Here is a 14,607-nt window from a genome sequence, read left to right on the forward strand (position 1 = left end):
GGGGGGGGTCACGAGTCGGGATGGGTGGGGGTGGTCGAGCGGTTACTGGCCTTGCTGGTCCAGGGACGTGGCGTACTGGTCCAGGGTGCCGTCGGAGATGGCCTTGCCGATCCGTTGCATGGCGTCGGTGTCCGCGACGATGATCGACTGGCCGTCCGCGGAGGTGCCCACGCCGTTGTTGGGCACCGTGAACATGTGGATGTCACTGCTGCTCAGGCCCACGAGCTTGGGGGCCTGTTGGGCGATCCACCCGGAGGTGAGGCCGTCACTCACGGTCAGGTACGGGGAGATCTCCTTGACCACCTCGTTGAGTTTCAGCGGATTGGTCAGGGTGCCGGCGCTGACCAGCTTGTCGATCATGGCCTGCAGGTACGCGCGCTGATTGCGCACCCGCTGGTAGTCACCGTCCGAGAACGCATAGCGCTCCCGCACGAACGCGAGCGCCTGTTCCCCGCTCAGCTCCTGGGGCCCGGCCTCGAAGCGGTGTCCGTCCTGGGAGGTGAAGGCCTCGGGGACGTCGACCGTCACCCCGCCCAGGGCGTCGGTGAGGCCCTCGAAGCCCGCGAAGTCCACGAGCGCGACCTCGTCCACGCGGGTCCCGAAGTTCTGCTCGATGGTCTCGACCATGAGAGGCATCCCGCCGTGGTCCAAGGCGGCGTTGATCTTGGACTCCCCCACCCCGGGGATGTCCACCCACGTGTCGCGCATGATGGACATGACGTACATCTGCCCCCCGTCCTCGGGGATGTGCAGCAGCATGATGGAGTCCGCGCGGGAGCCGGTGACGTTGGGGTCCACACCGTCGGGGCGCTTGTCCGAACCCAGGAGCAACACGGTGGTGCCGGCGTCCTGGGCGGAGCCCTTGGCCGGGCGGGCCGACTCCTCGGGGAACGCCGATTCCAGGGTCGAGGCCCCACGATCGAAGTTGCGACCCAGGTTCCACACGAACAGACCGGCGACCACGCCCACCACCAGCAGGAGGGCCAGCACCGTGAGCAGGATGTTGCGTCCGGTGTGTTTTCCGCGCGGGCGGGACTGTTCTTCGTCGAACTCGAACTGGTTCATGGACACGTGGCACTCCGTGGGTGGGGGGTCGGAATCGAGCGACACTCACCGGACAACGCTGCCGCCACGGCGACGCTGGAGATCACGTCCCGGGGGGGGCGGGCCGTCGGTCAGCGGAGCCGTTGATTGCTATCGCACATAGTACCTACGGCACGCGGTGAATCCATCCTTCGGTCCCGAATTTGTGCTCCACCAGCTCCCGGGCGGCGGCGAGTTCGCTGTCTGAGACCTTACCAACACCGGCCGAGTAGCGTTGCGTGAACGTGCGGGTCAGCGCCGAGATCACGTCCCGGCGGGCCAGCCCCGTCTGGCGTCGCAGCGGGTCCACGCGCTTCTTCGCGGAGCGGGTGCCCTTGTCCGAGAGCTTCTCCTTGCCGATGCGCAACACGTCCGTCATCTTCTCGGCGTCGATGTCGTAACTCATGGTCACGTGATGCACCATCCCGCCGTTGGCGAAGCGCTTCTGCGCCGCTCCCCCGATCTTGCCCTGGGGCGTGGCGATGTCATTGAGTGGTACATAGAACGCCTCGACCCCCAGATCCGCGAAGGCCTGCATGACCCACGCGTCCAGGAACGGGTAGGAATCCGCGAAACTCATCCCATCCACCAGGGTCTGCGGCACGTACAGCGAGTACGTGATGCAGTTACCGGCCTCCATGAACATGGCTCCACCCCCGGAGACCCGGCGTACCACCTGTATCCCGTGACGCGCGGCCCCCTCCGGGTCCACCTCGTTGCGCACGGACTGGAACGATCCGATGACCACGGCGGGCTCGTCCCAGTCCCAGATCCGCAGCGTGGGATGGCGGTGTCCCGCGCCCACCTCCTTGGCGAGAACCTCGTCCAGCGCGAGGTTCTCGAGGGTGGGGCGCACCTGCGCGGGGATCACCTCCCACGCGTGATCGGACCAGCTCGTGGCCCGGTCCAGCGCGCGGCGCACCGCGATCACCACGGCGCGCGCGTCGAAGCCGAACAGCACAGCGTCGCGCGGCACGGCCGCCTCGATCCGCTTGACCATGTCCTGCGGCGACGTGTCCTCGGCCAGACCGGTCAGAGCCGCATTGATGTCCGCGAGCGCCTCGTCCGGTTCCAGGAAGAAGTCCCCGTTGATGGACACGTTCTCCAGGTGTCCGTCCGTGACGTCGAAGTCCGCGACCACCAGTTTCCCGCCGGGGACCTTGTACTCCCCGTGTGCGCTCGTCGTGTTCATTCACTGACCTCCGCTGCGTGTGGTGGCCCGGGGCACCCCCGGTGTGGCCTTCGGGGTGGGGGTCCCGTCACCGGAGGGCGACGCGGTGGCGCTCGGCCGGGCCGTGGCGTGTTCCGTCTCGATGGTAAGCACTGTGGTGGTGCCGGCGGGCAGCGAGACCGCGAACGACGTCGCTCCCGACCGCACCCCAGCGACCTCGGGTCGGTCGGCGGGCGGGGTGATGGGCAGGCCGTAGCCGTCCACGCTCACCGCGCCGTCGGCCGAGGAGCGTAGTGCGTTCTCCACGCTCAGCTGCACGCGCGGGTCCGCGGGGTACGACGACGTCGCCCCCGGTGCGGCGTCGTCCGTCGCCTGCTCCCCGGCTGTAGTGCCGTCGGGTGAGCCCGGGGCGTCTGCGGCGTCGCCCACCGGAGCGGTGGCGCGCCACGAGCCGCCGCGCAACTGGGACTGCGTGACGCGCTGCACCGGCCCGGGCGTGGTGACCGTGGTGGTGCGGGGGCCCGCGGTGGCCGGGTCCCGGAAGTCGGAGAGCACGAGCGAGGTGCTCCCGTCCGCGTGGGTCACCGCGAACGCCGTGAGGTCCTCGGACCCGGTGCGCGCCGGAGTCATGGTGCCCTGCGGAATGCTCGCGATCAACGCGAGCGCGAGGCCGTTGGCGCGCAGCCCGAAGCGTTCGCCGGGCGAGCCCACGGTGCCGTCCGAGCACAGCGGGGACATGGGCGGGCCACCGTGGCACGGGCCCAGGGACGAGTGCGCGGTGACCCGTTCCGCGGCGAGCGCCTGGACCCGGACGGAGTAGTCGGCCTGGTAGACGGCGGCGGCCAGGGTCTCCGTGATCTGGTTCCCGCCGGGGCACGAGGACAGCGAGGTCTCGGTGATCCACAGCGGTACGCGGTGCTCGTCCGCCACGGAGCGGGCGCGGGAGACCAGGGCGTCCACGCGCTCGCGGGTCTGCGGGGCCACCGCGTTGGTCACCGTGGGCTTCTGCCGGGTCCACCGCGTCCCGCACTCGGAGAGTGGGTATTGGTGCAGTGCGAGCGCGAAGGGAGCCGTGCCCGGGGCCCCGGCGGCGACTTCCCACCACGGATCGGAATAGGCCCCCGGTGCCACGATGCGCAGGTGCGGAACCTTCCGGTGCACCGCGCGGGCGTAGGCGGTGAGTTGACGAGCGTAGACCGTCCGGTTCCACTCCGGTCCCTTGACGTTGAGGGGATCGTCCGAGCCCCGGTGAAACCCGTTGGGCTCGTTACCGATCATCAGCCCCACGAGCCGGTCCCCGAACGCCGCACGCGCGTGCGCCGCCAGATCTGCCGCCCGGTCCGGGTCGTAGCGGGCCAGGTTGGCACTCAGGATCACGGACGTCCCCGTACGGCGGGCGAGGACCGCGACGCGTTCCAGGTCCGTCGGGGTGACCTTCGTGATCTTCTCCCCCTTGGCCAGGGGCCAGTCGGTGGGGATCGGTTCGTCGGTCGAGGTGAAGAAAAAGCGCCGGTCCGTGGAGTTGCCACCGAAGCGCAGGGTCGGTTCATGGAGGGACTGCAGGATCGAGACGAGGTCGTGATTGTCCTCCTCCAGCCGAGGGTCCGCCAGATCCGTGGACTCCAAGGACAGCCCCACGGAACCGTGCCGGTAGTCCTCGTCCCCGGGACTCGTCCGGCCCAGGGTCACCCGCACGGTGGGATCGTTCGTGCGGGGTGCACTCCCCGGATAGGTCTCGGGGATGTCCCGGGCGGCCACCACGAGACCCGGGTCCACGGCATGCAACGGCGCATTACGGGCCACCCCGGGAACGGGCCCGGTGGGCTCGGGCGCCGACGACGCGGACGGGTCGGGCTGCGGTCCCGCGCAGGCGGTCGCGCACAACAGGACGGTGCTCAGAATGGCGAGCGCGCGGCGTCGTACCGGGAGCGTGCGGTGTGGGAGGGACGATGCGCTCGACCCGGAGCGCGCGGGGGCCTGCGACGAACGGGACGGATTGGGTGACGGTGCGGTGCGCCCCGGGGTGACGGGAGGGCGGGGGGAGGTCCTCACGGGCCCAGCGTACCGGGATGCGCGCGGCCCGGATCGACTGTGCGTCGCCGCGGGCGTATCATGGTGCGTTGGTGTGCCCACGTTCGGGTGCGCCGCATCCGAGCAACGCCGTGCCTGGCAAAATCCAGACACCTACAGAAGGTTGACACCATGAAGGCTGACATTCACCCGGATTACCACCCGGTCCTGTTCCGCGATCTCGCGTCCGGCAAGGTCGTGCTGACCCGTTCCACCGCCACCTCCTCCAAGACGGAGACGTGGGAGGACGGCAACGAGTACCCCATCATCGAGGTGGAGATCTCCTCCGAGTCGCACCCGTTCTACACCGGCAAGCAGCGCATCATGGACTCCGCCGGCCGTGTGGAGCGCTTCAACCAGCGGTTCGCGAACTTCGGGAAGTCCGGCAAGTAAGTCCGACTTCTCCCCCTGACGCCCGGTCCACCCTTCGGTGGGCCGGGCGTTGTCGTGTGCGGGCACGTGACGACATGAAACATGTAATCGTCATCAAAATGTGATCTCTCCCCTAGGATGGTCGAGGCTCTATCCCCCCAGGTTCCGGTGCTCCCCCCTCTTTCGTGCCGGGACCACCGAAAGGTCTCCCCCACCTATGAGTTCTGCACACCTGCACTCCCCCCTGCCCCCTGCCACAACTCCCCCGTCGACTGGTTCCATGGGCGCCTTGGTTCGCCGCGCGGTCCTGCCTCTCGCGGTCACCGCCGCATTGGCACTGACCGCACAACCCGCCGTGGCCGCGCCCACCAACCCGGCCGCCGGCCCGGACGCCCCCGCCGCCACGGTGCCCTCCGATCCGCCCACCGAATCCGATCGCGTGATCGTGAAGTTCCGGGACACCGCGGCCCCGGAAGCCGCCAAGGAGAAGGTCGTGGACACCGCCGCCCACCAGGCGCTGGGTGACACCAAGACCCCCGAGGTCGAGGAACACGTCAAGCAGACCACCACGCGAGCGGACGTCATCAAACTGGACCGCGAGTTGGACGAGTCCGAGCAGAAGGACCTCGTGCGCGAGATCGAGGCCAACCCCGCCGTCGAATACGCGGAAGCGGACCGGCTCGCCTCCGTGTCCTGGGTGCCCAACGACACCTATACCCAGTTCCAGTGGAGCCTGCTCCCCCAGCAGGGCGGCGTGAACTTCCCCGCCGCGTGGGACATGTCCCGCGGCAACGGACAGACCATCGCCGTGCTGGACACCGGGATCACCCCGCACGGGGACCTGGACTCCAAGGTGGTGCCCGGACGGGACTTCATCAACGACACGAACCTCTCCCGAGACTACGACCTGCGTGACGCCAACCCCCGCGACGAGGGCGACTGGAGTGCTCCCGGCGAGTGCTCCGCTGGAGCCCGCAACTCCTCGTGGCACGGGACCCACGTGGCCGGTCTCGCCGCCGGTGTGACCCACAACGGGGCGGGGATCAGCGGCGCGGCACCCGGCGCCAAGATCCTCCCCGTGCGCGTGCTCGGCAAGTGCACCAACGGGTGGGTCTCGGACATCGCGGACGGCATCTCGTGGTCCGCGGGTGCTCCCGTGGCCGGACAGTCGGCCAACCGCAATCCCGCGTCCGTGATCAACCTGTCCCTGAACTACCCGGGCCAGTGCGGCACCACGATGCAAAACGCGATCAACACCGCGGTCAGCCGTAAGGTCCCCGTGGTCGTGGCCGCAGGCAACAACTCGGTCAACGCCGGTGGCACGGCTCCCGCCAACTGCGCGAACACCATCGTGGTAGGCGCCTCGGACACCACGGGCTACACCGCCGGCTACTCCAACACCGGCGCGGTCGTGGACATCCTGGCCCCGGGCGGGACCGCCGCCAACCCCATGCTCTCCACGTTCAACTCCGGCACCACGGTCCCGGGTGCTCCTACGTACGGCAACCTCTACGGGACCTCGATGGCCACCCCACTGGTCTCCGGCACCGTGGCGCTCATGAAGCAGCGGGACCCCGGGCTCACCCCTGCGCGGATCGAGCAGCTGCTGACCTCCACCGCGAGCGGCCCGCTGGGTTCGCTCAACCTGGACCCCGCCGCCGCCGTGCGCGCCGTCACGCCTCGCACCACCGTCCAGGCGTCCTACACCGCCGCGGGTGGGATCGGTTCCAAGTGGCGTGCCACCGGTGGCGCCGCCAAGTGGGGCAACCCCGTGATGAACGAGGCCAACGCCGCCAACGGTGGTCGCTACCAGGAGTTCGTGAAGAACGGACGCAAGACCACCATTTACTGGAGCCGCTCCACGGGCGCCTACGTGGTGGAGAACCCCACGGCCATCGGTTCCAGGTTCATCTCCGCCGGCCGCGAGCGCGGTTACGGGTACCCCAGCTCGGACGAGCGCCGGGTCCCCGGCGGCGCCTACCAGCTCTTCCGCAACGGGTCCTCGCTCACCAAGGTGCTGTGGACCCCCGCCACGGGCCCTCAGGCCGTGAAGGAGACCGGCGGGATCGGTGGCGCGTGGAAACGCGCGGGCTTCGAACGCGGATGGGGTTGGCCCGTCACGGACGAGTACCGCAGCGGCGGCGAGGTGCTCCAGCGCTTCTCCAACGGCGTGACCGCCCACTGGACCCCCCAGCGCGGCGTGTGGACCACCCGCTGACCCCTCCCCCGGTCGCCCCTCCCACGTGAGGGACATCGACAACGCCGCAGGGCGGTTCCCTTCCCGGGGAACCGCCCTGCGGTCATTCCCGGCCCGTATCCGCCGACGGCGCACTGCCACCTCTGCGCCTCGCGCAGCTCCCAGCTACCGCCGCGCCATCCAGCAACTCCGAGGCACTCCGAGGACACCTGGGCAACTCCTCGGCACTCCGAGGTCACGAAAGACCCCCGCGAATGGCCTCGGGGTGCCCAGAAACTCGTGGCTGGCCTTAGGGTGCCTGGAAGTTCATGGGCGGGCATGCGGTGCGGGGCAGCAAGATGGGCCAGGGTGGCACCCGGACGAAATCGCGACGGTCACCCTTGCGGGCGGGTCTCCCAGAACGCCACCGCGCTCGCCGCGGCCACGTTGAGCGAGTCCACGCCGTGGCTCATGGGGATGATCACGTGCCGCTCGGCGTGATGCAGCGTGGCCGCGCTCAGCCCCTGGCCCTCGGTCCCGAGGATCAGCGCCAACTTCTCCGGGTGCTCGGCCGCGAGCTCGTCCACCGTGACGGCGTCGTCGGACAGGGCGAGGGCCGCCGTGAGGAACCCTGCATCCTTGACCTGCTGCAGATCCGCGGTCCAGTGCTCCAGGCGCACCCACGGGACCTGGAACACGGTTCCCATGGACACCCGCACGGCACGGCGGTAGAGCGGGTCGGCGCAGCGCGGGGTGACCAGAACGGCGTCGACGTCCAGGGCCGCGGCGGAACGGAAGATCGCGCCCACGTTGGTGTGGTCCACGATGTCCTCGAGAATCGCCACGCGCCGTGACCGTGCGAGGACCTCGGTGAGCTCGAGGGGCTCGGGGCGCTGCATGGCCGCGATCGCGCCGCGATGCAGGTGGAACCCGGTGATCTGCTCGAGCACCTCGTCGGAGCCCACGTACACGGGCACGTCATGGCGTTCGAGCACGTCGCGCAGCCCCTCAACCCACTTCTCGGCCATGAAGAACGAGCGCGGCCGGTGGCCGGCGTCGAGCGCTCTCCGCAGCACCTTGGACGATTCCGCGAGGTAGAGCCCGCGCTCGGGTTCCAGCCGACGCCGCAGGGCCACGTCCGTGAGACTCGTGTAGTCGGCCACGCGCGGGTCCGCGGGGTCGGTCAGCGGGACGATGCGTTCGGACAGGGGCGCGGGAGTGCTCACGGACATCCTGGGAATCGGAGGATCAAGGCTTTGAACGGACTGGGTTTCGGAAGAACGGGACCCGTCGGACGACAGGAGGGGGCGAAGAAGGGTCAGAACACCTGAGAAACCATGTTGGTCAGCGCCACGAGACCGAGGACCACGATCACGGCGCGCAGCGCCACCGGGGACAGCCGCTTACCGATCTTGGCGCCCAGCCACGACCCCAGAGTGGAGCTCAGGGCGATGAACACCACGACCCACCAGTTGATCCGGTCGAATGCGAGCAGCACGTAGGACAGCGCCGCCACGATGTTGACCGCCGCGACCAGGGCGTTCTTGACCGCGTTCGCCGATTGCAGCGGGGCCAGCAGGAACACACCCAGGATGCCCACGAGCAACACGCCCTGCGCGGCCACGAAGTACCCGCCGTAGATGCCCGCGAAGAACACGAGCACGTACAACATCAAGGGTTGCTTGGACCGGTCCACGGCCTCGGTGTCCGTGGCCGTCTCCCCCGCCTGCGGGGCATCCAGGCCGCCGGCCGCGGCGTCCCGGGCCTGACGTTCCTTGCGCTCGCGGACCCTGGCCTGGAGCGTGGGTTGGAACACCACGAACAGCAGCGCGACCACGATCAGCACGGGCGCGGCCACACCGAAGACTTCCTCGGGCAGGTGCAGCAGCAGGGAAGCGCCGATCACACCGCCCAGGATCGAGCACGGCAGCAGTTTCACCAGCGTGCGGGTCAGCCCACGCAGTTCACTGCGGTAGCTCCACGCGCCGGTGAGGTTACCGGCGATCAGCCCCATGGCGTTGGACATGGACGCCGTGACCGGGGGAACCCCCATGGTCACGAGCACCGGGAACGTCACGAGCGTGCCGGACCCCACGATGGTGTTGATCGTCCCGGCCCATAACCCGGCCACGAGGATCAGCAGCACCTGCCACCACTCGAAGCCCACGGTCCCGCCGGAACCGAAGAACTCCGTGGGGACCATGGCGGAGGACAGTGTCAGCATGGAGGCGGATCAGCGGGCGAACGCCGCGTAACGATCGGACACGCGCACGAGCTTGAGGGGCATGTCGAAGGTGTGGGAGAGATTCTTCTGCGTCATCACCTGCGCCACCGGACCGGCTGCCACGATGGCACCCTCACGCAGCAACAGCGCGTGGGTGAACCCGTCCGGGACCTCCTCGAGGTGGTGGGTCACCATGACCGTGGCCGGGGCGGCCTCGTCCCGGGCGAGTTCATCGAGGCGCTGCACGAGCTTCTCGCGCCCGCCCACATCCAGACCGGCGGCGGGTTCGTCGAGCAACAACAGTTCGGGGTCGGTCATCAGGGCGCGGGCGATCAGAACACGCTTGCGCTCGCCCTCGGACAAGGTGCCGTACGTGCGCTCGCGCAGGGCCCCCAAGCCCCAGGCCTCGAGCAGTTCCTCACTGCGCTGGATGTCGGCGTCGTCGTACTCCTCACGCCAGCGCCCCGTGACGCCGTAGGCCGCGGTGAGCACCACATTGGCCACGGTCTCCGCATGCGGGATCTGACCGGCCAGGGGTGCGGAGCTCACACCGATCCGCGGGCGCAGCTCGAAGACGTCCACCGCGCCGAGGATCTCGTCGAGGATGTCCACCATGCCGCGCGTGGGGTGCAACCGGGCGGCGGCGATCGACAACAGCGTGGACTTACCCGCGCCGTTGGGGCCCAGGATGACCCACCGTTCCCCGTCCCGCACGGTCCAGTTCACGCCGTCCAACAGGGTCTTCTCGCCGCGGACCACCGTGACGTCCACCAGATCAAGCACTGAACTCATGACGGCAACTCTAGTGCCCCGCGCGCGCCGGTTCGCGGTCCGGCGCTCCGTGGCAGCCCGGCTCGGTCACAGATCCAGGAAGAAGCGCAGGGCGTCCAGGTTGGGGATGCTCACTTGGGTGTCCGCGACCTCCCGCAGCGCGGGCTTGGCCCGGTACGCCACGGACAGCCCGGCTGCGCGGGCCATGTCGATGTCGTTGGCGCCGTCCCCCACGGCCATGACGTCCTCCGGTGCCACGCCCAATTCCTGGGCCCATTGCCCCATGACCTCCGCCTTCATGGCGCGGTCCACGATGCGCCCGGCCACGCGTCCCGTGAGCACACCGTCCTGGATCTCGAGCTCGTTGGCGGCCGCGCGGGTGAGTTCCAGGTGCGCCGCGAGCGGGTCCAGCACCTGGCTGAAGCCGCCCGAGACCGCGGCCACCGCGTGTCCCTCGCGCAGCAGGGTCTGCACGAGCACCTTGGCTCCGGGTGAGAGCCGTACGGCGGCAGCGACGTCGTTGATCGCCGAGGCGGGCAGTCCCTCCAGGACGGCCACGCGCTCGCGCAGGGACGCCGCGAAGTCGATCTCACCGCGCATCGCGCGTTCCGTGACCGCGGCGACCTCCGCCTCGCGGCCCACGTGGGCGGCGAGCAGTTCGATGACCTCCTGGCGGATGAGCGTGGAATCCACGTCCAGCACCACGAGCTTCTTGCGGGATTGGTCGAACCAGGTGTGCGGCACCACGTTGAGGTCGATCCCAGGCAGCAACTGCCGCTGCGGGTCCGGTTGCAAGGCGCGGCGCAACTGTTGCGGGTCCTCGGTCTGCACGCGCACGGTCAGGGCGTTGTAGCCCTCCACGTCCGCAGCCTGCCCGTCCGACGCGGTCCCCGTGACCCGCACCCAGTTGTGCGTCTCGACCACGGCACCGGCACGTTCCACGGCGTCGAGGACGGCTTCGGTGGCACCGTCCTCCGGGGACACGGCCAGGGCGACGACAGCACAGTTCTGGGACATGGTCGCAGTTTATCGGCCCCGCGGAAGCGCGCACAAAGAAGGCACCGGCACGACGCCGCTCGGCCCGTTCCCGGGCCGCGGGCACGTAAGCCGTGCGGCGTTAGGAAGGCTCAGCGCGGCGTCGTCGGCAGGGCGCGGTGCTTCCCGGGGGTGCCCACGCGCGAGGGCCACCACGAGCGGGGGCCGATGTCCAGGGCCAGGGCGGGCACCAGCAGCGAGCGCACGATGATCGTGTCCATGAGCACGCCGATCGTCACGATGATGGCCAGCTGCACCAGGAACAGGATGGGCAGCACGGCCAGCGCGGCGAACGTCGCGGCCAGCACGATGCCCGCGGAGGTGATGACCCCGCCGGTGGTGATGAGTCCGGCCAGCACGCCCTTGCGGTGGCCCGCGGTGACGACTTCCTCGCGCACGCGGCTCATGAGGAAGATGTTGTAGTCGATCCCCAGCGCCACGAGGAACACGAAGCTGAACAGTGGCACGGTGGGGTCTGCCTGGTTGATGCCCATGAGGTGGAACACCAGGGTGGCCACGCCGAGCGCGGAGAAGAAGGACAGCACGGTGGTGGCGATCAACAGCACGGGCATCAGGATGCTGCGCAGCAACACCATGAGGATGAGCAGGATCACCGCCAGGATGATGGGGATGATCAGCGCGCGGTCACGTTCGGACGCGGCGATCGTGTCCACCTGCACGGCGGTGGTCCCGCCGATCTTCGCGTCGGGGGTGATCCCGGCGAGATCGTCGCGTAAGCGGGTGACCGTGGCCTGGGCCTCCTCGGAGTCGGACGCGTAGGTGAGGGTCGCCTGGATCAGCACGTCCCCGTTGCTCACGGTGGGTTCCGCGTTCGCCAGGGGTCCGCCCTGCGGCGTGGGATATGGCAGGGTCCCGTTCGGGCAGTCCTGGGCGGTGAACGCGACGGACGCGACGTCGTCGTCCTGGGACAACCGCTCGGCAACCGCCTGGGCGTCCTCCTGCGGGGCCAGGACGTACACGGGATCCCCCGCGCCGCCCGGGAAGTGACGCTCGATGACCGCCAGACCATCGCGGGCCTCGGACTCCCCCAGCACGAATTCGGACTGCGGGACGCCGTCCGCGTCGAGCTGGCTCGCGCCCACGGCGGCGGCGCCCAGCACGACGGCGCACACGAGCCATACCGCGCGCGACCTCCGGTCCACGAGGCGCGCCACGGAGGGCCACAGCCCCTTGTGGTCGTAGGGGTTCATGGCCTGCTCGTGGGTCTCGGGGTTCTCCTCCACGCGCGGCATCTGGGGCCACAGGGCCACCCGACCGAACAGGGCGAGCAGCGCCGGCAGCAGCGTGAGACCGGCGAGGATCGCGAAGACCACGCCCATGGCGGTGGCCGGGCCCACGCCGCGGTTGGAGGTCAGGGCGGAGAACAGCAGGCACAACAGACCCGCGATGACCGTGGTCCCGGACGCCAGCACGGCGGGCACGGTGCCCTTCCAGGCCATACGGGTCGCGGTCCAGCGCGACGGCGTGTGGTGCAGGGCCTCGCGGAACCGCGCGGTGTAGAGCAGCCCGTAGTCGGTGGCCGCACCGATCACCACGATCGACATGATCCCCTGCGTCTGCCCGCTGAGATCGATCCAGCCCTGCTGGGCCAGGAAGTAGACGGTGATGATCGCCCCGCACAGCGCGCCCACGCTCGTGAGCAACACTAGGAACGGCAACAGCGGCGAGCGGTAGACGATCACCAGGATCACGAGCACCGCCACGAGGGCCACGATCAGCAGCAGCCCGTCGATACCCGCGAACGCCGCCGAGAGGTCCGCCACGAGTCCCGCCGGACCGGTCACGGCCACCGACAGTCCCTCGGGGGTGTCCTCGGCCAGTCGCTCGCGCAGGTGTTCGACCACGGTGCCGGTGTCCGCCTCCGAGCTCACCAGGGCGATGATCTCCACGGCCTTGCCGTCCTCGCTCGGGATGGGCGGGGAGACCTCCAGGACGTCCTGGATCTCACCCAGGGCCTGCGCGTTCGTCCCGATCGCGCGTAGTTGCCGCGGCGTGATCTCGTTCTCGGACTCCATGACCACGATGGCCGGCACACCGTCCGAGTCCTGGAACTCCCCGAGCCGGTCCTGGACCTGTGTGGCCTGCGAGTCCACGGGCAGGAAGTCCGTCTGCGAGTTGGACACCACGTCCGAGAGCTTGCCGAACGTGGGTCCGCCCACGCCCATGACCCCCAGCCACGCAAGCACGAGCACCACGGGGATCAGCCTGCGCACCCACCCCGGCCGCTTTCCGCCCGCGTCCGGTTCGGCGTTCTTGGTGTCCTCCGCGTGCTCGGGGACGGGGCGGGTGGGGCTACTGGGCATGTCTCACCTGTGGGGTCTCGGCGCGGGGGTGGTCACCGGTCGTGCCCCCGCGGGGCCGACTCCGACGACGCTGCGCTGCGGGCAGCTGCTCCCATCGTAGGGGTTACACCCGTCACCTTCGCGGTCATCGGGGGCCACAAACGCCCGCCCGTGGATGCTGGTCGTACAGTGGGTGCCCGTGGCCACCCGTTTCCAGCCCGAACCCTCCCCGGACGACTCCTCGACCGGGGAGGCGTCGAGCGCATCCTCCGGCCCGGACGACGGCGACTCGATGAGCAGCTGGGTCACGTGGGCCCGTAACGCCGCACTGATCCTGGTGCTCGTGCTCATGGTGTGGCTCGCGTTCACCGTGCACCTGCCGAGCCAGGCCGAACTCGAGGCCACGATTGACGGCTACGGCTGGGCCGGCTGGCTCGTGTTCATCCTCATCTACGCGATCGTGGCAATGACCCCGATCCCCGTGACGATCATGGCGGTCACGGCCGGCGTGCTCTTCGGTGCGACCCTGGGCAGCGTGTTCTCCGTCGTGGCCGCGCTGATCGGCGGCTGGGGTGGCTATTGGCTCGCGCGGGGACTCGGGAAGCAGACGACCCGCAAGATCATGGGCAAGCACGCGGACACCGTGGAGAACTACCTCGCCGGGGCGGGCTTCGAGGCTGTGGCCACGCTGCGATTGGCCCCCGGGATCCCCTATTGGCCGGTCAATTACGGATGCGGCGCGTTGGGAATCTCCCAGAGCGTGTTCCTCTCCGCGAGTGCCCTGACCGTGATCCCCGGACAGGTGGCCCTCGTGGGGCTGGGGGCGCTGGCCACGGATCCCACGTGGGCACACCTGATCGTGTTCGGTGTGGCGTGCCTGGTGAGTGTCGTGACAACGATCATCGCGTTTCGCCGCTGGCGCTCGGTGGCCGCGCAGAACCGCAGAGGGCACTAGCCGGCGGAGGGCACCGCCGACGCCTGACCGGGTCCGCCCCGGCCCACATACATCTGTGCCCCGATACGGCAGGCTCCACGGCTGATCTGGTGCGGTTTCGGGCCTCAGATGTACTTAGCGCACGCCGCCCCCGAGACGCATCCCGCCCCGGGCGTTCGGGCGGGCATGCGAAAAACCCCCGACCCGGAACTCATGTCTCCGGATTGGGGGCTTCCCGAATCGTGTGCGCGAGGGGGGACTTGAACCCCCACCCTCTAATACGAGGACTAGCACCTCAAGCTAGCGCGTCTGCCTATTCCGCCACCCGCGCAGGTGTCCGAACCGCGGCGTTTCCGATCTCCCGGAAACCTTCTCGGCCCGTGGCAACGACAAGAAACCTACCACAGTTGCGCGGTCCGTTCGAACTCGACCGGGGCCGGACCCCGCACTCCGCGGGAGCACGGCCCG

11 protein-coding genes and 1 tRNA gene are annotated in these 14,607 nt (G+C 69.5%); 3 read left to right on the forward strand and 9 right to left on the reverse strand.

Features of this window, described 5'->3' with window-relative positions; genetic code table 11:
* Positions 1-42 precede the first annotated feature (42 nt).
* The 3 genes from RF646_RS04450 to RF646_RS04460 form a co-directional block, all read right to left on the reverse strand.
* The gene (locus RF646_RS04450) at positions 43-1,065 is read right to left on the reverse strand and encodes an LCP family protein (RefSeq protein ID WP_368835404.1); all 1,023 of its coding nucleotides are present in this window, start codon (positions 1,063-1,065) and stop codon (positions 43-45) included.
* Positions 1,066-1,210: 145 nt separating this feature from the next.
* Positions 1,211-2,275, reverse strand: a complete 1,065-nt coding sequence (locus tag RF646_RS04455) for a lipoate--protein ligase family protein (RefSeq protein WP_145004617.1) — start codon at positions 2,273-2,275, stop codon at positions 1,211-1,213.
* Positions 2,276-4,306, reverse strand: coding sequence for a hypothetical protein (locus tag RF646_RS04460; protein ID WP_368835319.1), 2,031 nt, complete (start codon positions 4,304-4,306; stop codon positions 2,276-2,278). It lies immediately after the preceding gene.
* A 150-nt stretch (positions 4,307-4,456) separates the two neighbouring features.
* On the opposite strand from RF646_RS04460, the gene RF646_RS04465 reads away from it, so the two are divergent.
* Complete coding sequence (locus tag RF646_RS04465; RefSeq protein WP_035962003.1) at positions 4,457-4,717, forward strand: type B 50S ribosomal protein L31; 261 nt, start codon at positions 4,457-4,459, stop codon at positions 4,715-4,717.
* Positions 4,718-4,976: 259 nt separating this feature from the next.
* The gene (locus RF646_RS04470) at positions 4,977-6,914 is read left to right on the forward strand and encodes a S8 family serine peptidase (RefSeq protein ID WP_368835320.1); all 1,938 of its coding nucleotides are present in this window, start codon (positions 4,977-4,979) and stop codon (positions 6,912-6,914) included.
* Between the two features lie 353 nt (positions 6,915-7,267).
* On the opposite strand, the gene RF646_RS04475 is transcribed toward RF646_RS04470, so the two are convergent.
* From RF646_RS04475 to RF646_RS04495, 5 genes are all read right to left on the reverse strand, one after another.
* Entirely contained in the window at positions 7,268-8,098 is an 831-nt protein-coding gene (locus RF646_RS04475) for a TrmH family RNA methyltransferase (protein ID WP_368835321.1), read from the reverse strand.
* 92 nt (positions 8,099-8,190) lie between these two features.
* Positions 8,191-9,096: a sulfite exporter TauE/SafE family protein gene (locus RF646_RS04480; protein ID WP_270257335.1), complete on the reverse strand. Its 906-nt coding sequence runs from the start codon at positions 9,094-9,096 to the stop codon at positions 8,191-8,193.
* Between the two features lie 9 nt (positions 9,097-9,105).
* On the reverse strand, positions 9,106-9,888 hold the full coding sequence (locus tag RF646_RS04485) for an ABC transporter ATP-binding protein (RefSeq protein ID WP_368835322.1): 783 nt from the start codon (positions 9,886-9,888) through the stop codon (positions 9,106-9,108).
* 66 nt (positions 9,889-9,954) lie between these two features.
* Complete coding sequence (gene serB / locus RF646_RS04490) at positions 9,955-10,884, reverse strand: phosphoserine phosphatase SerB (protein WP_368835323.1); 930 nt, start codon at positions 10,882-10,884, stop codon at positions 9,955-9,957.
* A gap of 110 nt (positions 10,885-10,994) precedes the next feature.
* The gene (locus tag RF646_RS04495; protein ID WP_368835324.1) at positions 10,995-13,226 is read right to left on the reverse strand and encodes an MMPL family transporter; all 2,232 of its coding nucleotides are present in this window, start codon (positions 13,224-13,226) and stop codon (positions 10,995-10,997) included.
* A 178-nt stretch (positions 13,227-13,404) separates the two neighbouring features.
* Between RF646_RS04495 and RF646_RS04500 the strand changes: the two genes are divergently transcribed.
* Entirely contained in the window at positions 13,405-14,160 is a 756-nt protein-coding gene (locus RF646_RS04500) for a TVP38/TMEM64 family protein (RefSeq protein WP_368835325.1), read from the forward strand.
* Between the two features lie 224 nt (positions 14,161-14,384).
* On the opposite strand, the gene RF646_RS04505 is transcribed toward RF646_RS04500, so the two are convergent.
* Positions 14,385-14,470, reverse strand: a tRNA-Leu gene (locus tag RF646_RS04505).
* Between the last annotated feature and the right edge of the window lie 137 nt (positions 14,471-14,607).

This window comes from Kocuria sp. CPCC 205261 (assembly GCF_040981025.1).
Lineage (GTDB): Bacteria > Actinomycetota > Actinomycetes > Actinomycetales > Micrococcaceae > Kocuria > Kocuria marina.